Raw genomic sequence first — 22656 nt, forward strand, 5'->3', positions numbered from 1 at the left:
CACGGCGTCCTCCGTCGGGCGCGGGGTCAGCGCGCCACCAGCTAGTCGTCATAAAAACCTGCCATGCGGCCGGTATTCGGTGGACGGTAGCGTTGCCCGGGCCGAACCGCGAGAGCACGGGCACGGCGATGCGAATCCGTTACCGGAGGGGGACAGATGGAGAGTCCGCGCAGCCGCGGGACCTACGCGAAGACGGCGGCCCGACGCGCCCAGATCCTGAGCGCTGCCGGCACCGCCTTCGCCGAACACGGGTACGCCGCGTCCTCATTGCGTGACATCGCCAAGCGGGCCGGTCTGACCCATGCGGGCGTACAGCACCACTTCCCGACCAAGGAGGCGGTGCTGGCGGCCATGCTCGCGGAACGCGACGCCATCGAGGAGACCAGGAGCCGCGACACGCCCCACGCGTCCCCGGCAGAATTCCTCACCAGGCTGCTCCGCGATCATCAGGAGACGCCTGAACTCACCGGCTTGTGGGCAGAACTCGCGATCGCCGCCCGTAGAAACGACCACCCGGCACATGACTACTTCGTCGGCCGCTACGAGCAGGCCAGGGACATCATGACCGCACACCTGCGCTCACGGGCGGAGCTCGGGGAACTGCGTGCGGGACTCGACCCCCGAGTCGGCGCGGCGCTCCTCGTCTCGGTCCTCGACGGGCTGCAGACACAGTGGCTGCTGGATCGCTCACTCGATGTCGTCGAGCCGCTGCGGCAGTTCCTGCAGCTGATCGAGAAGCAGCCGTAACGGCGTCCCGCTCCATGAGCTGACTCAACTGTGATCGGATTTCAGGAACGCCCTCCATCCGTCGGCGGCCCGTGGTGGCCTGCCTGAGCCGGGCAGGCCACCAGAACCGGGCACTCAGCCCCGGGCGGCCGCCGCGGTCGCCGCTTCGGCCTTCTTGCGGAAGGCCGCGAGCTTCTGCGCCGGCGCGACGATCTGATGGCTGCGCGGCTGAACGGAGACGTCGTGGCCTGCCGCCCGCCCGCGCAGCGCGCCCACCGTGGCCTGCTCGCGCGGCACGTACGTGAACGGGTCGAAGGAATACCACCGCATCGCGTTCTCGTGCGTCATCTTGTTGATCTCGTCGTCCGGGACGGAGTTCGCGGTGAGCACCTGGTGCAGTTCCTCCGGGGCGTTGGGCCACATCGAGTCACTGTGCGGGTAGTCGGACTCCCAGCAGATGTTGTCGATCCCTATCTCGTTGCGGAGCTTCACACCGATGGGGTCGCTGATGAAGCAGGTGAGGAAGTGCTCGCGGAAGATCTCCGAGGGCCGCTTCCCGCCGAAGTCCTGGAGCGTCCACGTGGAGTGCATCTCGTAGGTGCGGTCGATGCGTTCCAGGAAGTACGGGATCCAGCCGGTGCCTCCCTCGGACAGCGCGATCTTGACGTCCGGGAACTCCTTGAGCGCACGGGACCAGATCAGGTCGGCGGCGGCCTGGACGAGGTTGATCGGCTGCAGCGTGATCATGACGTCCGGCGGTGCGTCGGCGGAGGTGACGGCGAGACGGCCGGAGGATCCGATGTGCAGGTTCATCACCGTGCCGCAGTCGCTCAGCGCCCGCCACACCGGGTCCCAGTGATCGGTGTGGAAGCTGGGGTAGCCGAGCGGAACGGGGTTCTCCGGGAAGGTGAGCGAGTGACAGCCCTTCTCGGCGACCCGCCGGACCTCCTGTGCGCACAGCTCCGGGTCCCAGATGGCGGGCAGCGCCATCGGAATGAAGCGGCCGGGGTGGGCTCCGCACCATTCGTCGATGTGCCAGTCGTTGTACGCGCGCACCAGGGCGCGGGAGAAGTCGGGGTCCTCGGTGGCGAACAGGCGGGCGGCGAAGCCGGGGAAGGACGGGAAGTTCATCTGTGCCAGGACGCCGCCGGCGTTCATGTCGGCGACCCGCTCGTCGACGTCGTAGCAGCCGGGCCGGATCTCGTCGAGTCCCTGAGGTTCGGTGCCGTACTCCTCCTTCGGGCGGCCGGCCACGGCGTTGAGCGCCGAGTTGGTGATGACCGTCCCGCGGAAGGTCCACACGTCGGTGCCGTCGTCGCGATGGACCAGGCGCGGGGCATCGTCCTTGTAGCGAGCCGGCAGGTGGTTCACGAACATGTCGGGGGGTTCGATGATGTGGTCGTCGACGCTGATGAGAATCATGTCGTCGCGGTTCATGCTGTCGGCTCTCCTTGCGTTGGGGCACGGACGGTCGTGGGCCGGGGCCGGGCTCAGTCCGAGGCGGGCAGGGCCTTGGGCGCCTTGATGGTCAGCGGCTCACCGTCGAAGGTCAGCTCGCCCGCACCGGAGGCGGTGCACAGGAGCTCGATGGTGTCGTCGGCGTCCACGTACCGCTTCCCGATCAGGGCGCCGGGGGGCTCGTCGGTCGAAGGGCGGGCGGGGGCGGCCTGGGCCGCGGTCATCGGTCTGCCGCCGCAGGCGACGGTGCCGGACCGCCCCTCGGGTGCCCGGATGACGATCACCCGGGTGGTGCCGGTGGCGCAGGCGAGCTGGTCACCGGGGTGCAGGGGCGGGGTGGGTGGTGCCATGGTGCGTCTCTCCTTCGGGTGCGTGTGTGGTCGCCGCTGGGGGCTCCAGCGGTTCTGTGGTGAGCCGCTCCCCCAGCACGTCCAGGTCGAACGACTGGCGAACCAGCCAGAAGCGCAGGAACGCGGTGAGCGAGTAGCGCAGGAACAAGGCGGAGCCCACGACCGCTGCTGCCACACCGCCGAGTCCCAGGGCCAGGGCGTCACCCTGGCCGAGGCTGCTGTCGGTTGCGTGGGCGAGGGGGAAGGCGAGGGCGCCCAGGATCAGGCCGGCGATCATCAGCAGGAGGCCCAGGCGCAGCCAGAGGGCGTTGCGCGTGGAGGCCGGATCGGGAATCCGGAGCTCGGCGAGCTCGCGCACGAACCGCTCCGCGCGCGGCGACGGGACGTGGGACGACGTCATGTGGAGCTCCCCAGGTAGTAGGAGGAAAGGGCGGCATGCAGGGAGTCGTCGGGTTGGCCCTGCCACTGGATCCGGCCGCGCACCAGGACCGCGGCGCGGTCGGCGATCTTCAGGGCGGCCGTGGCGAACTGCTCGACCACGAGCACGGCGACGCCCTGCCGGGCGATCTCGCCGACCAGTTCGTAGAGCTCGGCGACGACCCTCGGAGCAAGCCCCATGGAGAGCTCGTCGAGGAGCAGCACCGCAGGGTCGGTGGCGAGGCCGCGGGCGAGCGCGAGCATCTGCTGTTCGCCGCCGGAGAGCGTGCCGGCGGGCTGGTGCCGGCGCGTGCCGAGGACGGGGAAGCGGGTGTAGGAGGACTCCTCGATCTTCTCCAGGCCGTGCCCGGCGAAGGTCATCATCAGGAGGTTGTCGCGGACCGAGAGGTTGGGGAAGACGCCGCGGCCTTCGGGGACCATGCAGACCCCCGCGCGCACCAGGTCCTGCGCCCGGACCCCGACGACATCCCGTCCGCCGAGCAGGACCCGGCCGCCACTCGGCGGATGCAGCCCGGCAGCCACCTTCAACGTGGTGCTCTTGCCCGCGCCGTTGGGACCCAGCAGCGCCAGCACCTGTCCGGCGTCGACCGCGAGATCGACGCCGGACAGCACCGTGATGCCGTGGTAGGCGGTACGTATCCCGGACATCGTGAGCAGCGGTCGGCGCGGCGTGGATATCAGCCCTCCCCCAGATAGGCGGCCAGGACCGCTCGGTTCCGCTGGATGTCGGCGGGCGGCCCGCCGGCGACCACCACGCCGAGGTCGAGGACGTGGATCCGGTCGCAGACGGACATGACGAGGCTCATGTCGTGCTCGACCAGGAGCACCGCCGTGCCCTCGGCTGCCAGGTCGCGCAGCATGGCGGCGAACCTCTCGGTCTCCTGAGCGTCCTGACCGGCCGCCGGCTCGTCCAGCAGGAGTACACGCGGTTCCAGGACGAGCGCGCGGCCTACTTCGACCAGGCGGGCCGTGCCGGTGGGCAGCGAGTCCGCGAGATCGTCGCAGGAGTCCTCGATGCCCAGCCGGGCAAGCACCGCGTTGACGGTTCTTGACGCGTGGCGTCGTCCGGGGCCAAGTTCGGCAGCGACGAGGAGGTTGTCCCGCACCGACAGCCGGCCGAAGAGTTCGAGGTGCTGAAAGGTGCGGGCCATGCCGCGCCTGGCACGCCTGGCGGGTCCCAGGGAGGTGATGTCCTCGCCGTCGAGGACAACCCGCCCGGTCTCGGGGCGACGCAGTCCGGACACCACGTCGAAGAACGTGCTCTTACCGGCCCCGTTGGGGCCGATCAGTCCGGTGATGCGGCCTGCTTCGACGTCCAGGGACACGTTGTCGAGAGCACGGCGGCCGCCGAAGGCGACCGTCACGTCATCGGTGTGCAGCAAGGGCACGGTCGAGCACCTCCCCGTCGTCGTGTCGCCAGGGGCGCCGCACACCCCACCATTCCGGTGGTACGTCGTCGGGGCCCGCCTGCCGGGCGGCGGCGCGGGTGCGCAGGGCGACGGCCACGGCGGCCGCCAGGACCACCAGGTACCACCCGGGGGCCGCCCCGAGCCCCGCCGCGGCCCAGCACGCTGAGAGCACTGCGAGCAGGACCGGCATCAGCACGCGGTCCCGGGCCAGGGGAGCCCACTGGTCGCGCATCCGGGCCGCCACACCGCTCGGGCTGTGGGCGAGCGCCATACCGGTGAGGGCGATGAGGAGGGCGGAGAGGTCGTGCGCCCACGGGCCGAGGCCGGTCAGGACCTGGGTGGGGACGACGAACGCGAGACCTGCGAACAGACCCATCCCTATGGTGCCGAGCCCGCCGATGACCGCGATCAGGAAGACCGGCAGTCCGGCCACCAGGTTGAACTGCTCGGCGGTGACGGTCTGCTGCTGCATGCCGTAGAGGGCTCCGCCGAGGCCGGCGATTCCGGCCGACAGCGCGAACACCGCGACCTTGGCACCGAGCAGTCGGCCGCCCAGGGTGACGTAGGCGGCCTCGCTGTCGCGCAGCGCGATCAGACGGCGGCCGAACCGACTCCGCCGGATCGCGGCGACTGCCAGTGAGGTGAGGGCCAGACAGACGGCGGCCAGCACCATCAGCTCGCGCGGGGAGGTGAGGTGCAGCCCGAACAGATCCGGACCGGTCACGGAGACCGACCCCTGGTCGAAGAGGGCGATTCGTACGCCGAACACCTCGAAGGCGGGGAGGGTGAAGATCCAGCGGTCCATGACGACGGCGAAGGCGGCGGTGCCCAGGACGAGGTAGATGCCGGACAGCCGCAGCGCGGGCAGCGCGATGAGCGCGCCGACCCCCGCGGCTGTCAGCACCGCGACCACGAGTGCCCACAGTCCGCCCTGCGCTCCGAGGTGCCCCCACGTGAGCGCCCCGACACCGGCGATGGACAGCTGGCAGAGGGAGACCTGCCCGGCGAGGCCCGCGAGAGGGACGAAGGACAGGGCCACAAGCCCGAGCGAGAACACCACGCCGTAGGAGATGACCGCGTTCTCGTCGAGCACCGTGACGAAGACCACGGCAAGGGTGACGATGGCCCCGGCGAGCAGGAGACTCCCGCGGCGGCCCGGCATCGGAACCGGGATCGCCTTGCGGTCCCGTCCTCGCAGGCGCCGGTGCGGGAAGACGAGCAGGGCCAGGAACAGGAGCAGCGCCGGGGCGGCGAGCCGTACGCCGGGCAGGTAGTCGTTCCGAGGAAGGTATCCGGCGAGGTAGGCCTCCAGCAGACCGACGACGACCGCGCCGAGAAAGGTGAGCGGCAGGCTGCGCAGCCGCCCGAACACGGCGGCGGTGTAGGCGCTCACGATGAGCAGCGACAGCTGTTGTGCGTCGAGGGCGACGGTCGGCGCGATGAGGATCCCGCCCACGGCCGCGAGCTGGATGCCGAGCACCCAGGCGAGCCGGCCGGCCCGCAAGGGGTCGGCCCCGGTAAGACGGGCCAGGGCGCGGTCATCGACCGATGCGCGCATCTCCGTGCCGGCACGGGTGCGGTGCAGCAGGAACCAGAGGGCTGCGGCGATGGCGAGCGCCACCGCCATGGTGACGGCCTGATGCCAGGTGACGGTGGCCGGACCCAGGCGCAGTGCGGCCCGGTCACTGAAGAACGGAACAAGCGGGCGGGGCGCGTTGGGGTCCCACACCCAGCGCGCGAACGCTATGCAGCCGGTGAGCAGGGCGACCGTCATGACGAGTCGTTCCGCCTCGCCCAGGTTCTGGACGGGGCGCATCAGTACGCGCTCCACCAGGAGGCCGAACGCGGGGGCCAGCACCAGGAGCACGGTGGCGAGGGCCAGCGGCACCGGCCAGCCCCATCCGACGGCCAGTTGCCAGTAGGAGAAGGCGGCGAGCATTCCGGCCGCCCCGTGGGCGAAGTTGAAGACGCCTGCAGCGGTGTGGGTGAGCACGAGTCCGCTGCCGATCACGGCGTATACGGCGGCTGTGCTCAGGCCCACCACGGTGAAGACCAGGAACTGATCCATGAGTTGGAAACTATCTTCTCGCTATGAGAGAAGCAACCATTCGGACACATGGGGATCCGAGCGGCACGATCCCCGCACGCCGCGACCACTCCGCCTCCGACGAGACGACTGGCGGCGACCTCGTCATTGACGCCGCCCGATCAGCATGGAAGCGTGGTACTCGATTGCGAGAATGCGATTCTCACTCCAGAGGATTCGACGCACGTGGAGAGGAAGCCGAGACGTGAGCAACACTTCATCTGCCCCGGTCACCAGCACGGACGACGTGGTGGAGATCGGCCAACTACTGGCTCGCTACGCGGTCTCCATGACGCGCGGCGACACGGACCGGGTTCTCACCCTCTTCACTCCCGACGGCACGTACAGCGCGTTCGGTGACACCTACCCGCTCGACGAGTTCCCCGGCCTGATCGCCGCAGCGCCCAAGGGCCTGTTCCTTGTGGGCCCACCCGCGATCGACCTGGACGGCGACCGGGCGACCGGCACCCAGCCGCTGTGCTTCGTCGAACACGCGCGGCACGACATGCGCATCGGCTACTACAACGACACCTACGCACGCACCCCCGGAGGCTGGCGGCTGCGCACCAGGGCCATGACCTTCATCCGTCGCAACGGCGACCACGACTCGGGCCGTCCGCACGCCTTCGCGCGTACGGGGTCATGAAGACCGATCAGTTCCGCCGGGAACTGCGCGGGTGGCTGGAGACCCACGACCTGACCCCTCCCCCGACGAGCGGTCTCGACGCGGAAGTGGCCCAACTGGCCCGCGTCCGAAGCGAGCTGTGGCAGGCGGGCTGGATGCGCTACGGGTGGCCGCGGACCGTCGGCGGCCTCGGCGGGCCGAGCGCACTGCGCGCGGTACTCGGCGAGGAGATCGCCACACGTGACCTGGCGGAGCCCGGCATCTGGTCGATGGTCGAAGTCCTTGTACCGACCCTGCTCGACTACGCGCCGGCCGCGCTGGCGGCCGAGATGGTACCCAGGCTGCTGAGCGGCGACGAGCAGTGGTGCCAGGGATTCTCCGAACCCGGCTCCGGCAGCGACCTGGCGTCCCTCTCGACGCGCGCGGTCATGGAGGGCGACACCTGGGTGGTCTCCGGTCAGAAGGTGTGGACCAGCCTCGCCCAGTACGCCGCGCGCTGCGTCCTGCTGGCCCGCACGGGCGGGCCGGGGCACGACGGCATCAGTGCCTTCCTCCTCGACATGGACTCCCCCGGCGTCACCGTCCGGCCGCTGCGGACCATGCACGGCGTGGACGAGTTCGCCGAGGTCTTCCTGGACGATGTCCGGATCCCCGCCTCCCGGCTGCTGGGTGCGCCCGGAGACGGCTGGCGGCTCGCCATGGACCTGCTGCCCCACGAACGCTCCACCTGCTTCTGGCACCGCATCGCCCATCTGTACAGCCGTCTCGACCGGCTCCTGGCCGACGGCTGCGAGCCAGACGCGGACGCTCTCGGGACCGCCTGGCTCGACCTGTACACGGCGCGGTGCCGGTCGGTCGCCACTCAGAGGCGGCTGGCGCTGGGCGACCGGCTGGGGCCGGAGACCTCTGTGGACAAGATCCTGCTCGCCGGGGCCGAGCAGCGGCTCTTCGACACGGCACGCGACCTGCTGCCCGGGACCGTCGAGCTCGACGCCGGCACCCCCTGGCGCACGGAGTACCTGTACTCGCGGGCCGCCACCATCTACGGCGGCACAGCGGAGATCCAGCGCAACATCGTCGCCCGACGCCTTCTGGGCCTCGGAAAGGAGTGACCGTCGTGGACGCGGGCGAACGCCGGCTCATGGAAGAAGTACTGCGCAAGGCGATGGCGGACACGACTGGGGCGGCCCTCGACGCCGCACTCACGGATCTGGGGTGGCCGACGATGCTCACCGAGGAGCCGGACACCGCTGTCCCCCTGGTGTTCCTGCTGCTCGGCGAGACGGGCGCACACGCCTCCGTCCTCAACGACGTACTGCTCGCGGCGGTCGGCCGGCCGGTGGGCGGCACGCTGCCGCTGCCGTATGCGGGCGGGGCCTGGGTGGAGTGGACGCGGGGCGACGCCCCTCACGGCAGCCCGCTCGATCCCGCTCTGCCGCTCCGGCCTGTCCCGGCGGGCGAGCCGGTGGTCATGGCGCCGGGGCACCGGGCCCTGGGGTGGTGGCTGCTCGGCGCCGGCCGGACCATGCTCGCCCTCGCCCGGGACCACGTGCTGAGCCGCGACCAGTTCGGGCGCCCGCTGGCCTCGTTCCAAGCGCTGCGGCACCGGCTCGCGGAAACCTACGTAGCCCTGGAAGGGGCCGAGGCGGTGCTGGTCGCCGCAACGGACGCGACGGGGTCGCTGCTGGCCAAGGCGGCAGCCGGCCGCGCCGCGCTCACCGCCGCACGCCACTGCCAGCAGGCGCTGGGTGGCATCGGCTTCACAGCCGAACATCCCCTGCACCTGTACGTCAGACGAGTCCTGGTGCTCGACGGACTGCTCGGGTCGTCCCGCGAACTGACGCGTGAGGCGGGCCGGATGCTGCGTCACGAACGGTGTACGCCCCGGTTGACCGAGCTATGAGGAAGTGGATCGCATGACTGACGACAAGCTGTCGGACCTCGTCGGGTGTCTGGAGCTGAAACCGCTGGAAACGGGTTCCTACCTTGGCCGTTCACAGCGGCTGGCCTACCGCCGGGTGTACGGCGGACAGTTGCTGGCCCAGTTCGCCCGCGCGGCGTCGCTCGCCGCCGGGGGACGGGCCCTCAAGTCGCTGCACACACAGTTCCTGCGGGAGGGGAGTACGGGGGAACCGGTCCGATACGACACCGACGTGCTGCGGTCCGGCCGCACATTCTCCGCCGTACGGCTCACGGCATGGCAGGAACACGGGATCGTCGCCGTAGCCGACGCCTGCCTGCACGAGTGGGAGGAGGGGCCTGACCGCCAGAGCGTGGAGGCCGTTGGGGAACCGCCCGGACCGGAACGCACCGTGGATCTGACACTGCTGCCGTGGGAGTCGCGGGCCGCGGACGACCTGGACACCGTGGAATCCGGCCCTCCCGTCCATGAGTTGTGGTCCCGTATGCCCGACGCCGGCGAGAGCCTGGCGGCGCCCATGGTGGCGTACACCAGCGACCTGACCCTGATCGGCACCGCTCTGCGGCCCGTCCACGGGATGACCCAGGACGACTCCGGCCGGGCCTTCACCTCGGCCGTCACCTCGCACACGCTGTGGTTCCACCGCCGGATCACCGGCGGCGACTGGCTTCTGCTGCGCCAGCACAGCCCGCTCGCCGCGCACGGGCGTTGCTTCGGCCGCGGGGACGTGCTGAACCGGGACGGAGTACTGCTCGCGTCGTACGCGCAGGAGGCGTTGCTGCGGTTCGCCTGACGCCTGGCACGCGGAAAGGGGAGGGGCCCCGGGCCCCTCCCCTTTCCGCGTGCCGCAGGTCAGGGTGCGGGGACCTCCAGGACCAGCGCCGAACCCATGCCGCCCCCGGCGCACAGGGCCGCCACCCCTACTCCCCCTCCACGTCGGCGGAGCTCGTGCACGAGGGTGACGACCATGCGGGCACCGGTGGCCGAGACGGGATGCCCGAGCGAACACCCGCTGCCGTTGACGTTGACGCGCTCCTCGTCGAGGCCGAGCTGCCGTACCGCGGCGATGGGCACCGAGGCGAACGCCTCGTTGATCTCGAAGAGGTCGACGTCGGACACCTCCATGCCGGCCCGCTGCAGGGCGCGCGGGATGGCCAGGCCAGGAGTGAGCCCGGTCTCGGCGGGATCCAGTGCGGCCGACGCCCACGCACGCACGGTGGCCAGGACCGGGAGCCCGAGCCTCTCCCGGGCGAGCCCCTCCTCCACCACGGCGACGGCCGCGGCCGCGTCGTTCGCCCCGGAGGCGTTCCCCGCGGTGATGGAGAACCCGTCGATCTCCGGGTGCAACGGCTTGAGGGCGGCCAGCTTCTCCTCGCTGGTGCCCCGGCGCGGATGCTCGTCCGCCTCGAACGGGCCGTACGGTGTCTCGACCGTCACCGTCTCCTGCTCGAAACGCCCTTCGTCCAGTGCGCGCACCGCACGCCGGTGCGAACGGAGCGCCCAGGCGTCCATGTCCGTCCGGCTGATGCCGGCGTGCACCGCGGTGTTCCAGCCTACGGTGATCGACATGTCCAGGTTGGGCGCGTCGGGCCGGTCCGGATGGGTCGGCGGCACCCAGCGCTCCACCCACTCCTGGCCCGACCCCCGGTAGGTGAGCCGGGGCCCGGTGGACGAGGAGTGGACCCCGCCGGCGAGCACCAGACGGTCCATGCCCGCCCGGATCGAGGCCGCGGCGGTCTGAATGGCGGCCAGCCCGCCCGCGCAGTGCCGGTTGAGCGCCAGACCTGGCACGCGGGGCAGTCCGGCCGTGACGGCGGCATGCCGTGCGACCACGCCGCCCCCGTAGTGCGACTCGGCGAGGACGATGTCGTCCACGAGGCCCGGCTCCAGGCCCTCCGCCACGGTCGTGACGATGCGGTCGGCCAGGTCGTAGGCGGTGGTGTCGCGCAGACTTCCCTTGAACGCGGTGCCGATCGGCGTACGCAGGGCGGCGACGAGGACGGCTTCAGACATCGGTGACCTCTTCCAGCTCGGATACGAGAGTGCGGCGCAGCAGCTTCCCCGTGGCGGTTCGGGGCAGTTCGGACCGGAAGACGACCGTGTCCGGCGTCTTGGACGAACGCAGGCGTTCCCTGGCGAAGGCCCGGACGGCCTCCGGATCGCCCGAGCCGACCAGGACCGCGACCAGGCGGTGCCCCCACTCCGGATCGGGCACGCCGAGCACCGCGACATCCCGTACGCCCGGATACTGCAACAGGACGTCCTCGATTTCGGCGGGGGCGATGTTCTCACCGGCCCGGATGATCGTGTCGTCGGCGCGGCCCTCGATGAACAGGTAGCCCGCCCCGTCCAGCCGGCCGCGGTCGCGGGTGGCGAACCATCCGTCCGGGCCGGGGCCGCCCGCGCCCTCGTACTCACCCGAGATCTGTTCGCCGCGCACGAAGACCAGGCCCGTCGCATCGGGGGCCAGGAGTGCGCCGTCACCGCCGCGGATCGCTACCTCGATGCCGGGCAGTGGGCGGCCGACGGAGTTCAGGCGGTCGCGGACGGCCGGATCCGTGGATGCCAGCGCCTGCCAGTGGTCATCGGGCCCGAGCACGCTGACGGTGGACGCGGTCTCGGTGAGCCCGTAGGCGTTGACGAAGGCGGTATCCGGGAACTGGCGCAACGCACGTTCCACCACCGGACGCGGAGTGCGCGCACCCCCGTAGGCCAGGCTGCGCAGGCTCGGCGCGTCGGCCCGGCCGTCGCCGATGAGGTCGGTGATGCGGGCGAGCATCGTCGGCACCAGCATGGCGTGCGTCGCGCCCTCGCGTCGTACCGTCTCCAGCCAGCCCGCGGGCTCGAAGGCGGCCTGGTAGACGATGCGGCGGCCGGTGTAGAGGTTCGTCAGGAGGTTCATCAGCCCGGCCACGTGGTAGGGCGGCAGCGCCACTACGGCCGCGTCGGCCGGGTCGGCGGCAGCGAAGTCCTGGGTGTTGAGGACGTAGGCGAGCAGATGCCGATGGCGGAGCAGGGCCGCCTTGGGCGCTGCCGTGGTGCCACTGGTGTAGAGGACGACCGCGGTCCCGTCCCGGTTGTCGGGGACGACGGCGGGCTCTGCCTCCTCCGACGGTTCGAGCAGGGCGTCCAGGTCGCCGGAGCGCAGGACCTCCGCGCCCGGATGTCGCTGGATCAGACCGTCGAGCTGGTCCCGGCCCAGGCGGTAGTTGAGAGGCACGAACGGAACCCCGGCCAGTGCGGCGCCGAACACGGCGACCGGATAGGCGAGGTGGTTGGTGCCCAGGTACAGAACCGCGGAGCGGTCTCGGAAGCGGTCGGCCGCGTGCCGCGCGAGGCGCAGGAGATCCGCGGCGGAGTACGAGCGGCCACCCTCGGTGGCGGCTGGACGGTCCCCCGCGGAAGCGGCCATTTCCAGGATCATGGCTATATTCATGAGAACGACATTCTCGTACAGTAAGAGGCTTACTAGCAAGAGAGAGGAATAACATGCTCATCAAAGGTGTCACCGCTCTGGTGGTAGGCGGCGCGGGCGGCCTGGGCGAGGCGACCGTGCGACGACTGCACGCCGCGGGCGCCGATGTCGTCGTGGCAGACCTCGCCGACGAGAAGGGGAAGGCCCTGGAGTCGGAGCTGAGCGTCCGTTACGTACGGACCGACGCGACCGATCCGGCGTCGGTCGCGGCAGCGGTCGGGGAAGCCGAGAGCACCGGCCCGTTCCGCATCGCCGTGGACTGCCACGGGGGCCCCGCCGGCGGCGGCCGACTGGTAGGCAAGGGCGGAGAGCCGCTGGATCTCGACGCCTTCCGCACCACCATCGACGTCTATCTGACCGGTGTCTTCAATGTGCTGCGGCTCGCCGCAGCGGCCATCGCCCGCACCGCACCCTGCGGTGAAGACGGAGACCGAGGGGTCGTCGTCACCACCTCCTCCATAGCGGCGTACGAGGGCCAGGTCGGGCAACTGCCGTACGCTGCGGCCAAAGGCGGTGTCTCGGCCATGACCCTGGTGGCCGCGCGTGATCTGTCTCCCCTGGGCATCCGTGTCGTCACCGTGGCACCCGGCACCGTCCTCACACCCGCCTACGGGCGCTCGGCCGAACAGGTGGCAGCGCACTGGGGCCCTCAGGTGCCGCACCCACGACGGATGGGCCGGCCCGAGGAGTACGCGGCGCTGGTGCAGCACCTGTGCGAGAACGACTACCTCAACGGTGAAGTGGTCCGTCTCGACGGGGCGTTGAGGTTTCCTCCGAAGTAGGACGGAGCCTGCCCACGGCTGCGGCGCCGAGGGCGCCGCAGCCCGGAGACCGAAGGCTTCCTACGCCTCGCCGACGAAGTCGCCGTGCTCTCCCAGGCCGGGCGGGGGGTCGTACGGTGGCTCGCATCCATCCACCTTGAACGGGCTGCCGATCAAACGGTGTCCACCAGCCCGCACCACTGCGCCGGGGAGGCCGGCGAGAGCCTCGGGAAGGGTTCGAACCGCAGCGGCAGGCACTCCGAGCGGGCGTAGCCGCGCCTCCCAGCCGAGCGCCGTGTCAGCGGCGAGCGCCTTCGTCACCGCGGCGACGACCTCCTCCCGGCAGGCCGCGCGTTCGGCCATCGTGTCGAAGCCGCTCACACCGATCTCGTTGGCCAGCGAGCGCCAGAAGCCGTCATGCGTGATGAACAGCGCCAAGTGGCCCTCGGCTGCGGGAAACAGCTGGGCGGGGACGTAGTAGGCGTGGGCGCCCCCGCGCCGGCGCGGGGCTGTGCCGTCGTTGAGCCAGGCAGCAGCGTGGTAGTTCAGCTGCGACAGCATCACGTCGCGCAGGGAGACATCGATCTGCCCGCCCCGTCCCGACACCACCTGCGCCAGGAGACCGAGGGCTGCGGCGAAGCCCGCGGAGTTGTCGGCGGCCGAGTAGCCGGGGAGCTGCGGCGGCCCCTCCGGAGTCCCGGTGAGCGCGGCGACGCCGGTGGCCGCCTGGACGACGTAGTCGAAGGCGGGGTCGTCACCGGCATCCATCCCCCAGCCGGTGAGGGCGACGCACACCAGGCGCTCGTTCCAGGGGCGCAGATCCGCGTAGGTGAGGCCGAAGCGGCGGATGGCCGAGGGCTTGAGGTTGACGAGCAACGCGTCTGCCCCCCGTACCAGTTCGTGCAGCCGCGCCCGGCCCTCTTCGGTGGCCAGATCCAGCCGGACGGAACGCTTGCTCCGGTTGAGACTGGCGAAGTACGCGTCCGAAACCCTGCGCGAGAGGTCCCCGCCCGGCGGCTCCACCTTGGTCACCTGTGCTCCCAGGTCGGCCAGAAGCATGGTGGCGTACGGCCCGGCGAGGATGTGGCCGACCTCCAGGACGCGCAGCCCGGCGAGCGGGCCGGCGCCGGTCATCGGAATTCCGCGGCGATGGCGGCGACCGCCTCCCGGGTCCGCAGTTTCGAGGCAACCAGCGTCTCGCGGTCCTCACCGATCGGCAGCAGACGTACGGAGAGGTCGGTGACTCCCGCGTCGGCGAAGCTCCGGAAGCGGGCCGCCACGGCCGCCTCGTCGCCGGCCGCGCACAGGTCGCCGACGTTGCGGGCCTCACCGCGCTCGAGCAGCCGCTGGTAGTTGGGGGACACCTCGGCCTCGCCCAGAATTCGGTTGGCGCGCTCGCGGGCCGCATCGACCTCGTGCGGCGCGCACACGCAGACGGGGATTCCCGCCACGATCCTCGGGGCAGGGCGGCCCGCGGACTCGGCCGCCTTGGTGATGGCCGGTACGACGTGCTCGGCGACCGTGCGCTCGTCGGCCATCCACAGCACCGTCCCGTCCGTACGCTCCCCCGCGATGCGCAGCATCACCGGGCCCAGGGCCGCCACAAGGACGGGCAGCGGGGCGACGGGGGCCAGGGTCAGCGGGTTGTGGACCCGGAACGCGTCGTTCTCGACGTCCACCGTGTCCGTGCCGCTCACCGCGGCGGCGAGCACCTCCAGGTAGTCACGCGTGTAGGCGGCCGGCTTCTCGTAGGGAAGGCCCAGCATGTCGCGGACGATCCAGTGGTGGGACGCTCCGACGCCCAGGGCGAGCCGACCGCCCGCCGCCGCGTGCGCGGACAGCGCCTGCCGGGCGAGAGCGACGGGATGCTGTGCGTGTACCGGGACGACCGCCGTGCCCAGTTCGATACGTGAGGTCGCCGCGCCCATCAGGGTGACGGCTGTCAGGGCGTCGAAGTCGGTGGGCACCTGGGGCACCCATACCGTGTCGAAGCCGGCCTCCTCGGCCCATCGGGCGTCGTCGACCATCCGCGCTGCCTTGTGTGCGGCGTCGCCCCGTTCGGGGCCGCTCATCACTCCGATGCGCATGTCGTCCCTTCGTGACGGGTGGTGGTGAGGGAGCGGACTCCGGCGACGACCGCGTCGAGGGGGGTGCCGGTCGGGAACACGGCGGCGGCCCCGGTCTCCCGCAGGCGCTCCACGTCGCCTGTCGGGATGGTGCCTCCGACCACGACCGGGATGTCGTCGCCGCCGGCCGCGCGCAGCGCGGCGACCGTGCGCCGGGTCAGGGCGAGGTGGGCACCGGACAGGATGGACAGCCCGACGAGGTCCACGTCCTCCTGGACGGCGGTGGCCGCGATGTCGTCGACACGGTGCCGGATACCGGTGAAGACGACTTCGAACCCGGCGTCCCGCAGGGCGCGGGCGACGAGCTTCGCGCCACGGTCGTGGCCGTCGAGCCCGGGCTTGGCGACGAGGATGCGCGCCGGCGCCGGCATCAGAACACCACCGGCTGCCGGAACTCGCCCCACACGTCGCGCAGGGCGCCGGCCATCTCGCCGACCGTGCAGTAGGCGTGGGCGCAGGCGATGAGTGGGTCCATCAGGTTGGTGTCTCCTTGGGCGGCGCTCTTGAGTTCGGCGAGGCGGGCGCGGACGTCCGCCGGGCTGCGTTCCGCCTTGACCCGGGCGAGCCGCTTGAGCTGGCGTTCGCGGCCTTCGGCGTCGAGTTCGTAGGTGGCGAGGTCCGGTGGGGGCTCTTCGGTGACGAAGCGGTTGACGCCGACGACGGGCCGCTCGCCGGAGTCGACCTCCTGGTGCAGGCGCCACGACTCGTCGGCGATGAGGCCCTGCAGGTAGCCGTCCTCGATGCAGCGGACCATGCCTCCGTGCGCCTCCAGATCGGCCATGATCGTTTCGATGCGTTCCTCGGTGGCGTCGGTGAGTGCCTCGACGAAGTAGGAACCGCCGAGCGGATCGGCGACGCGGGTCACGCCCGTCTCGTGCGCGAGGATCTGCTGGGTGCGCAGGGCGAGTGTCGCGGACTCCTCGCTGGGCAGCGCGAACGGCTCGTCCCAGGCGGCGGTGAACATGGACTGCACCCCGCCGAGCACGGAGGCCATCGCCTCGTAGGCGACGCGGACGGTGTTGTTGCGGGCCTGCGGGGCGTACAGGGAGGCTCCGCCGGCGACGCAGCCGAAGCGGAACATGCAGGCCTTGTCGGTCGTGGCGCCGAAGCGCTCGCGCACGATGGTCGCCCAGCGCCTGCGTCCGGCGCGGTACTTGGCGATCTCCTCGAAGAAGTCGCCGTGTGTGTAGAAGAAGAAGGAGACTTGCGGGGCGAACTGGTCGATGGTCATGCGGCCGCGTGCCAGGACCGTCTCGACGTACGTCACGCCGTCGGCGAGGGTGAACGCCATCTCCTGTACGGCGTTGGCTCCCGCGTCACGGAAGTGGGCTCCGGCGACGGAGATCGCGTTGAACCGGGGCACCTGCGCGGCGCAGAACTCGATGGTGTCGGCGATGAGCCTGAGTGACGGTTCCGGTGGCCAGATCCAGGTGCCGCGGGACGCGTACTCCTTGAGGATGTCGTTTTGGATGGTGCCCGTGAGGGCGGCGCGCGGGATTCCGCGCTTCTCCGCGGCGGCGACGTAGAAGGCCAGCAGGATCGCTGCCGTGCCGTTGATGGTGAAGCTGGTGCTGATGCGGTCCAGTGGGATGGAGTCGAAGAGGATCTCGGCGTCGGCCAGGGTGTCGAGGGCGACGCCGACCCGGCCGACCTCGTCGCCGTACTCCGGGTCGTCGGAGTCGTAGCCGCACTGGGTGGGCAGGTCGAGGGCGACCGACAGCCCGGTGCCACCTTGGTCGAGGAGGTAGCGGTAGCGGTGGTTGGACTCCTCGGGGGTGCCGAAGCCGGAGTACTGGCGCAGGGTCCAGGTGCGGCCCCGGTAGCCGGTGGGGTAGTTGCCGCGGGTGAAGGGGTAGGTGCCGGGGTCCGGTGGTTCGGAGCGGCTGCTGTCCGGGCCGTAGACCGGCGCGAGCGGGATGCCGGAGGCTGTCCGGGCGGAGTCGGTCATGGTGCGTCGGATCCCTTGGTCTGTGAGTGTCGGCGGAGTTCGTCCTTCATCACCTTGCCGGTGGCGTTCAGCGGCAGTGCGGTGCGGAAAGCCACCTGCCGGGGCACCTTGAAGCCGGCCATCCGATCTCTCGCCCAGGCGATCAGCTCCGCTTCCGTCACCTCTCCCCGGGGCACCACGAACGCCTTGCAGACCTGTCCCATCCGTTCGTCAGGCACGCCGATGACGGCGGCCTGGGCGACGGCCGGGTGTTCGAGGAGGAAGCCCTCGATCTCGGCGGGGTAGGCGTTGAAGCCACCGACGATGAACATGTCCTTCTTGCGGCCGACGATCCGCAGCCGTCCCTCGCCGTCGAGTGCGCCGAGATCGCCCGTGTGGAGCCAGCCGTCCTCGTCGACGGCTTCCGCGGTGGCCTGCGGATCGTCGAGGTAGCCGCGCATGACGGAGTAGCCGCGCACCAGCACCTCCTTGTCGTCGGCGATGCGGACCTCGAAGCCCGCGCAGGGCCGGCCCACGGTGGTCGCGACGGCTTCGTAGGGATCGCCGTGGCGGGAGGCGGTGACGGTGCCCGCCTCGGTGAGGCCGTAGCCGGTCATCAGGTGGGTGAAGGGCAGGTCGGTGGTGATGCGCCGGACCAGTTCGACGGGGATGTCGGCGGCGCCGGTGACCGCGACGCGCAAGGAGGACAGATCGCGGTCTCCGCCGGCTTCCAGGAGGGAGTGGTAGAGGGTCGGAGGTCCGGGCAGGACGGTCACCGCCTCCTTCTCCACGAGGTCCAGCACCCGGTCACCGTCGAAGACGGCGACCGGCAGGACGGTCGCACCCCGGATCATGGAGGCGACGCAGCCGGCCTTCCAGCCGAAGATGTGGAAGAACGGGTTGACGATCAGGTAGCGGTCGCCCTGCCTCAGTTGTGCGAGGTCGCACCACTCGGCGTACGACCGCAGGGTCTGGCCGTGGGTGGTCATCACGCCCTTGGGCCGGCCGGTGGTGCCGGAAGTGAAAACGATGTCGGACAGGTCCTCCTCGCCGACCTCATGCTCGAAGGGCGTACCGGAGGCCAGGAACCCGTCCGTCTTGAGATCGATGACGGGAACGCCCGGCGGCCCGGTGAACGAGCGGTCCAGGAAGCCGTTCTGTACGCAGAGCGCTTTGGCACCGCTGCGGATGACAATGTCGTGCGCCTCCTCGTCGCGGAAGCGGGTGTTCACGGGGACGAGCACCCCGCCGGCGGTGAGCAGGCCGAACGCGGCGATCATCCACTCGGCGGAGTTGGGCGCCCAGACCGCGACCCGGTCGCCGGGCCCGACGCCCGACGAGGCGAACGCCCCTGCGGTGCGACGGACCCGGTCGGCGAGTTCAGCGAATGTCAGCCGCAGGTCACCGTCCACAACGGCCTCGGAACCGCCGAACCGTTCCCCCGCGCTGCGTACGAGTTCGGGGATGCTGCGCCAGGCCATTTCGGCTGTCATCCGTCGATCAGCCGAGCCAGATTGCCGCCCATGACCTTCGCCTTGTCCGCCTCGCTGAGTTTGCCGAGGTGATCGACATAGGTAATGGGGTCGGAAAGGCCCTCGGGGTGCGGGTAGTCGGAGCCGAACAGGACCCGTTCGATGCCGATGAGGTCACCGAGGCTTGCCAGGTCCTCCTCCCAGAACGGGCTGATGTGGACGTTCCGTTTGAAGACCTGGACGGGGTCCTCCCGGAACTCGTGCGGCATCTTCTTGTGCACGTCGGCGAGCCGGCCGAGCAGCGGCTCCACCCAGGAGGCGCCGTTCTCGATGACCGCGAGCTTCAGCTCGGGGAAGCGGGAGAGGGTTCCGTGGCAGATCAGGGAGGAGACGGCGTCCTCGATCGGCCGCCATTCGTTGACCTGCCGGAAGGCGTTGGGCTTGAAGGGCAGGAACTCGCGCCTGTTGCCCTCCCAGTCGTTGGCGTAGTTGGCGTAACCGCTGTCGGAGGAGTGCAGGGCCACCATGACCCCGCTTTCCACGACCCGCTTCCAGAACGGGTCGAACTCCTCAAGTGCGAAGGAGCGCGTCCCGCCGTATCCGGGCACCGGCGCGGGGCGGACGAGGATGGCGCGGGCGCCCCGCTCCACCACCCAGTTCAGCTCCTCGATCGCCCTGTCGACGATGGGAAGAGTGATGACCGGGACGGTGAGGATGCGGTCCTTGTGGGAGAAGGACCAGGTCTCGTGCAGCCACTGGTTGAGCGCGTGGATGACCGCGTGGATCAGCTCCGGGTCGTCCTTCATCCGTTCCTCGATCAGGCTCGCCAGCGTGGGGAACATCAGGCTGCGCTGGATACCGAGACCATCCATGAGTTCCAGCCGCGGACCGGGGGCACGGAACGCGGGGATCGAACGCATGGGCTCGCCGAAGATCTCCCGGCGGGTCTTGCCCGTCGGGTTGCCGACCTTGAAGTACTCCTCCATGGCGCCCGGCCGGGCGACCACGTCGAACGTGGGGTTGGGGATGTACTCGCTGATCTGGCCACGTATCGCGATCTTGGTACGGCCGCGGACCTGTACGTACTCGATGGCCCCGGCGTACTCCTTCGGCAGGTACTTGGTGAGCGCCTCCTCGGTCTCATAGAGATGGTTGTCCGCATCGAAAAGCGGATAGGCGAGCTCGCGCGACGGCATGAGATCCTCCCTGACTGGTTTTGAGAATCGTATTCTCACTCATCGGAAGTGGCAATATCCTTACGGAGGGCGAACTTCTTCACCTTGCCGCTCGGGGTGCGGGGGAAGTCGTCGACGCAGCGCAGCCGTTCGGGCCACTTCTGCCGAGCCAGCCCGGCACGCTCGAAATGGCGTCGCACCTCGTCGAGGCCCGGCGCGGGCCGGCCCGGGCGCATCCGTAGGAATGCCGCCGCCCGCTCACCCAGGCGCGGATCGGGCGCTGCCACGACAGCCGCCTCGGCCACCCCGTCGAGCCGCAGCAGCACTTCCTCCACCTCCAGGGCACTGATGTTCTCGCCGCCCCGGATGATGACGTCGGCCTTGCGGTCGACGATGGACAGCCACCCGTCGTCGTCCAGCACGCCGATGTCGCCGGTCCGGTACCAGCCGTCCTGGTCGAACGCGGCGGCGGTCAGTTCCGGATCGGTGTATCCGAGGCAGAGGTCGGGGCCACGGGTGAGGACTTCCCCGTCGTCGGCGAGGCGCAGCTCGACACCGGGCAGCGGAAGGCCGTCGGTGTGCGCGCGCTTGGCGACAGGACCGTCGTACGGCGCGCACGTGACCGAGGGGTGCTCCGTGGAGCCGTAAGCGCGGAACACGCTGACACCCAGGTCCTCCAGCCTGTTCGTCACGGCGGAGGGCACGGGGGCACCACCCAGGCCGGCGTACTTCAGGTGCCCGATGTACTCGGGCGTGCAGTCGGGATGGTCGAGCAGGCTGGTCATGTAGTAGGCCGCGCCGCCCCCCACGGTCAGCCCCTCGGACCGCATGAGGGCGAGGGCCTGGGCCGGGCTCCATACGTCTCCGAGGTGGATCGGCGTGCCTTGCAGTACCGGTATGAGGAAGGCGTTGACCATGCCGATGAAGTGGCCGACGGGCGCCACGGTGAACTGCCTCCCCCGGTCCGGCGGATAGGTCGCCGCGAGCTGCCGGGTCTCGCAGCCCAGGGTTTGATGGCTGTGCACCACGCCCTTGGGGTCACGGGTGGTCCCGGACGTGAAGGCGATGAGGGCGGGGTCACCGGGATCGACGGGAAGCACGCCGGGCATCGGCTCGTCGGCGAGCAGACCGTCGAAGTCGCGACCGACCACGCCCACGACGGGCACCCCGGAGCACAGGTCCGGATCGAAGGCCGACCGGCCGAAGCGCTCGGCGGCGAAGAACGCCTTCGGGCGGGTCTCCCGGACGATGTGCCGGATCTCCTTGGGCCCGTAGAAGTGGACGACGGGCACGACCACCGCCCCCAGGAAGGCCGACGCCCAGAACACGGCCGCCGCTTCCATCCAGTTGGGAAGCTGCATGACCACGACGTCACCGGGGCCGACGCCGCGCACCCGCAGGCCGGCGGCCAGCCTGCGGGCCACCAGCTCGACCTCGGCGAAAGTGCCGGACCAGGGCCGCACCTCGGAGTGGACCCGGAATTCCGTGTCCCGCGCCGCCTCCATGCCTCGCGCCAGCAGATCCCCCAGCGTGTCCCGGGTCCACCACCCTTCGGCCTCGTAGCGCTCAGCCAGCTCGATCGGCAGGGGCCGAAGCGCACCGGGGGAAGTCGTCCGCATGGCAGAAGTTCTCCTCTCGCCCATGTAAGAGAATTGCACTCTCGCACAGCGAGAAGGTAAGTTCCATACATGGCACGCGACCACGGCTTCCATCCGGTGCGCATCACCGAGATCATCGAGGAGACGCCGGACACCCGCACGTTCGCCCTCGACGCCCAGTTCCCTTATCGAGCCGGCCAGTTCCTGACGTTCAAGGTGTGCGGGACTCTCCGCAGTTACTCGATGTCGAGTTCGCCGGACGCCGACAGCGATGTGCGCTTCACCGTCAAACGAGTGCCGGGCGGGCTCGTCTCCGCGTGGATGCACGACCGGCTGGAACCGGGCGACACGCTCGAAGCCACCCGGCCGAGCGGCTCGTTCTGTCTGCGCGAGCCGACCTCGGCGCCCCTGGTCGCCTTCGCGGGCGGCAGCGGTATCACTCCGGTGTTCTCACTCGTCAAGAGCGCACTGACCATGACGGCCAGGCCCGTACACCTGCTGACCGCACATCGGAACGCGGATACGGCGATCTTCCGCGAGGCGCTGGACATCCTCGCCGAGCGGCATCCCGGTCGCCTCCACGTCCACGAGCATCTTGACGACCGGGACGGGTTGGTCACCCGGGCGGAGATCGTTGCCGTCGCCGGCCGCTCCTCGCCGGACGCGGACTTCTACGTCTGCGGACCCGCCCCTTTCATGGATCTGGTCGAGGAGACGTTGACGGCGGGCGGGGCGGGTTCCGAACACATCTTCGTGGAGCGGTTCACGTCCACGGAGGCCGAACCCGCCGAGACCGTTCCTCCCGTGGTGACCGGCGCCGGCAGCCTCACCGTCGATCTGCGCGGACAGCGGCGTACCGTGCCGCAGCGGTCGGGCGAGACGCTGCTGCAGAGCGCGCGCCGGGCCGGCTTCACGCCGCCCTTCTCCTGCGAGTCCGGCGACTGCGCGACATGCATGGCGCGGCTCACGAACGGTGAGGCCAAGATGCGGGTCAACAACGCCCTCGACCCCGACGAGGTGTCCGACGGCTATGTACTCACCTGCCAGGCGGAGCCCACCACCCCCGATGTGACGGTCGTGTACGAGTCCTGACCGCACCCATCCACCGA

The 22656-nt window shown here is 70.4% G+C and carries 22 protein-coding genes; 7 read left to right on the forward strand and 15 right to left on the reverse strand.

What is annotated here, in order from left to right; translation table 11 throughout:
- The first annotated feature begins 156 nt into the window (after positions 1-156).
- Complete coding sequence (locus OG959_RS00595) at positions 157-747, forward strand: TetR/AcrR family transcriptional regulator (RefSeq protein ID WP_326655944.1); 591 nt, start codon at positions 157-159, stop codon at positions 745-747.
- A 114-nt stretch (positions 748-861) separates the two neighbouring features.
- Here OG959_RS00595 and OG959_RS00600 read toward each other — a convergent pair whose 3' ends face one another.
- The 6 genes from OG959_RS00600 to OG959_RS00625 are packed head-to-tail and all read right to left on the reverse strand — an operon-like array spanning position 862 to position 6449.
- Complete coding sequence (locus OG959_RS00600; protein WP_326655946.1) at positions 862-2163, reverse strand: amidohydrolase family protein; 1302 nt, start codon at positions 2161-2163, stop codon at positions 862-864.
- Positions 2164-2216: 53 nt separating this feature from the next.
- Positions 2217-2534, reverse strand: a complete 318-nt coding sequence (locus tag OG959_RS00605; RefSeq protein WP_326655949.1) for a hypothetical protein — start codon at positions 2532-2534, stop codon at positions 2217-2219.
- The gene (locus tag OG959_RS00610; RefSeq protein WP_326655951.1) at positions 2500-2934 is read right to left on the reverse strand and encodes a hypothetical protein; all 435 of its coding nucleotides are present in this window, start codon (positions 2932-2934) and stop codon (positions 2500-2502) included. Before OG959_RS00610 ends, OG959_RS00605 begins: the two co-directional genes overlap by 35 nt.
- Positions 2931-3620, reverse strand: a complete 690-nt coding sequence (locus OG959_RS00615) for an ABC transporter ATP-binding protein (RefSeq protein WP_326655952.1) — start codon at positions 3618-3620, stop codon at positions 2931-2933. The genes OG959_RS00610 and OG959_RS00615 overlap by 4 nt, the downstream gene beginning before the upstream one ends.
- Before the next feature lie 29 nt (positions 3621-3649).
- On the reverse strand, positions 3650-4360 hold the full coding sequence (locus OG959_RS00620; protein WP_326655953.1) for an ABC transporter ATP-binding protein: 711 nt from the start codon (positions 4358-4360) through the stop codon (positions 3650-3652).
- Positions 4338-6449: a branched-chain amino acid ABC transporter permease gene (locus OG959_RS00625; RefSeq protein ID WP_326655954.1), complete on the reverse strand. Its 2112-nt coding sequence runs from the start codon at positions 6447-6449 to the stop codon at positions 4338-4340. Before OG959_RS00625 ends, OG959_RS00620 begins: the two co-directional genes overlap by 23 nt.
- 223 nt (positions 6450-6672) lie before the next feature.
- Here OG959_RS00625 and OG959_RS00630 point away from each other — a divergent pair, with 223 nt between their 5' ends.
- The 4 genes from OG959_RS00630 to OG959_RS00645 are packed head-to-tail and all read left to right on the forward strand — an operon-like array spanning position 6673 to position 9806.
- On the forward strand, positions 6673-7113 hold the full coding sequence (locus OG959_RS00630) for a nuclear transport factor 2 family protein (protein WP_326655955.1): 441 nt from the start codon (positions 6673-6675) through the stop codon (positions 7111-7113).
- Positions 7110-8204 (forward strand): acyl-CoA dehydrogenase family protein, encoded by a 1095-nt coding sequence (locus tag OG959_RS00635; protein WP_326655957.1) that lies wholly within the window; start codon positions 7110-7112, stop codon positions 8202-8204. Before OG959_RS00630 ends, OG959_RS00635 begins: the two co-directional genes overlap by 4 nt.
- Before the next feature lie 5 nt (positions 8205-8209).
- Positions 8210-8995 (forward strand): acyl-CoA dehydrogenase family protein, encoded by a 786-nt coding sequence (locus OG959_RS00640; RefSeq protein WP_326655959.1) that lies wholly within the window; start codon positions 8210-8212, stop codon positions 8993-8995.
- A 13-nt stretch (positions 8996-9008) separates the two neighbouring features.
- Positions 9009-9806 (forward strand): acyl-CoA thioesterase, encoded by a 798-nt coding sequence (locus OG959_RS00645; RefSeq protein WP_326655961.1) that lies wholly within the window; start codon positions 9009-9011, stop codon positions 9804-9806.
- A gap of 59 nt (positions 9807-9865) precedes the next feature.
- Here the strand turns inward: OG959_RS00645 and OG959_RS00650 are convergent, their stop codons facing one another.
- The gene (locus tag OG959_RS00650) at positions 9866-11026 is read right to left on the reverse strand and encodes a thiolase family protein (protein ID WP_326655963.1); all 1161 of its coding nucleotides are present in this window, start codon (positions 11024-11026) and stop codon (positions 9866-9868) included.
- Positions 11019-12449, reverse strand: coding sequence for a class I adenylate-forming enzyme family protein (locus OG959_RS00655; protein ID WP_326655965.1), 1431 nt, complete (start codon positions 12447-12449; stop codon positions 11019-11021). Before OG959_RS00655 ends, OG959_RS00650 begins: the two co-directional genes overlap by 8 nt.
- 53 nt (positions 12450-12502) lie before the next feature.
- On the opposite strand from OG959_RS00655, the gene OG959_RS00660 reads away from it, so the two are divergent.
- Positions 12503-13270, forward strand: coding sequence for an SDR family oxidoreductase (locus tag OG959_RS00660; protein WP_326655967.1), 768 nt, complete (start codon positions 12503-12505; stop codon positions 13268-13270).
- Between the two features lie 60 nt (positions 13271-13330).
- Here OG959_RS00660 and OG959_RS00665 read toward each other — a convergent pair whose 3' ends face one another.
- Genes OG959_RS00665 through OG959_RS00695 form a run of 7 tightly spaced genes read right to left on the reverse strand, consistent with a single transcriptional unit; the run spans position 13331 to position 21568 of the window.
- Complete coding sequence (locus OG959_RS00665; protein WP_326655969.1) at positions 13331-14383, reverse strand: CaiB/BaiF CoA transferase family protein; 1053 nt, start codon at positions 14381-14383, stop codon at positions 13331-13333.
- Entirely contained in the window at positions 14380-15336 is a 957-nt protein-coding gene (locus OG959_RS00670; RefSeq protein WP_326655971.1) for a TIGR03564 family F420-dependent LLM class oxidoreductase, read from the reverse strand. The genes OG959_RS00665 and OG959_RS00670 overlap by 4 nt, the downstream gene beginning before the upstream one ends.
- On the reverse strand, positions 15321-15746 hold the full coding sequence (locus OG959_RS00675) for a cobalamin B12-binding domain-containing protein (RefSeq protein WP_326655973.1): 426 nt from the start codon (positions 15744-15746) through the stop codon (positions 15321-15323). Before OG959_RS00675 ends, OG959_RS00670 begins: the two co-directional genes overlap by 16 nt.
- Complete coding sequence (locus OG959_RS00680; RefSeq protein WP_326655976.1) at positions 15746-17323, reverse strand: methylmalonyl-CoA mutase family protein; 1578 nt, start codon at positions 17321-17323, stop codon at positions 15746-15748. The genes OG959_RS00675 and OG959_RS00680 overlap by 1 nt, the downstream gene beginning before the upstream one ends.
- A complete protein-coding gene (locus OG959_RS00685; RefSeq protein ID WP_326655977.1) occupies positions 17320-18795 on the reverse strand; it encodes a FadD3 family acyl-CoA ligase in 1476 nt (491 codons plus the stop codon). Before OG959_RS00685 ends, OG959_RS00680 begins: the two co-directional genes overlap by 4 nt.
- Positions 18792-19970, reverse strand: coding sequence for an amidohydrolase family protein (locus OG959_RS00690; protein WP_326655978.1), 1179 nt, complete (start codon positions 19968-19970; stop codon positions 18792-18794). Before OG959_RS00690 ends, OG959_RS00685 begins: the two co-directional genes overlap by 4 nt.
- 35 nt (positions 19971-20005) lie before the next feature.
- Positions 20006-21568, reverse strand: a complete 1563-nt coding sequence (locus tag OG959_RS00695; RefSeq protein ID WP_326655980.1) for an AMP-binding protein — start codon at positions 21566-21568, stop codon at positions 20006-20008.
- Positions 21569-21637: 69 nt separating this feature from the next.
- On the opposite strand from OG959_RS00695, the gene OG959_RS00700 reads away from it, so the two are divergent.
- Entirely contained in the window at positions 21638-22639 is a 1002-nt protein-coding gene (locus OG959_RS00700; RefSeq protein ID WP_326655982.1) for a ferredoxin--NADP reductase, read from the forward strand.
- Positions 22640-22656: the final 17 nt, after the last annotated feature.

Origin of the sequence: Streptomyces sp. NBC_00385, from assembly GCF_035917155.1 — a bacterium.
Classification (GTDB): domain Bacteria; phylum Actinomycetota; class Actinomycetes; order Streptomycetales; family Streptomycetaceae; genus Streptomyces; species Streptomyces poriferorum.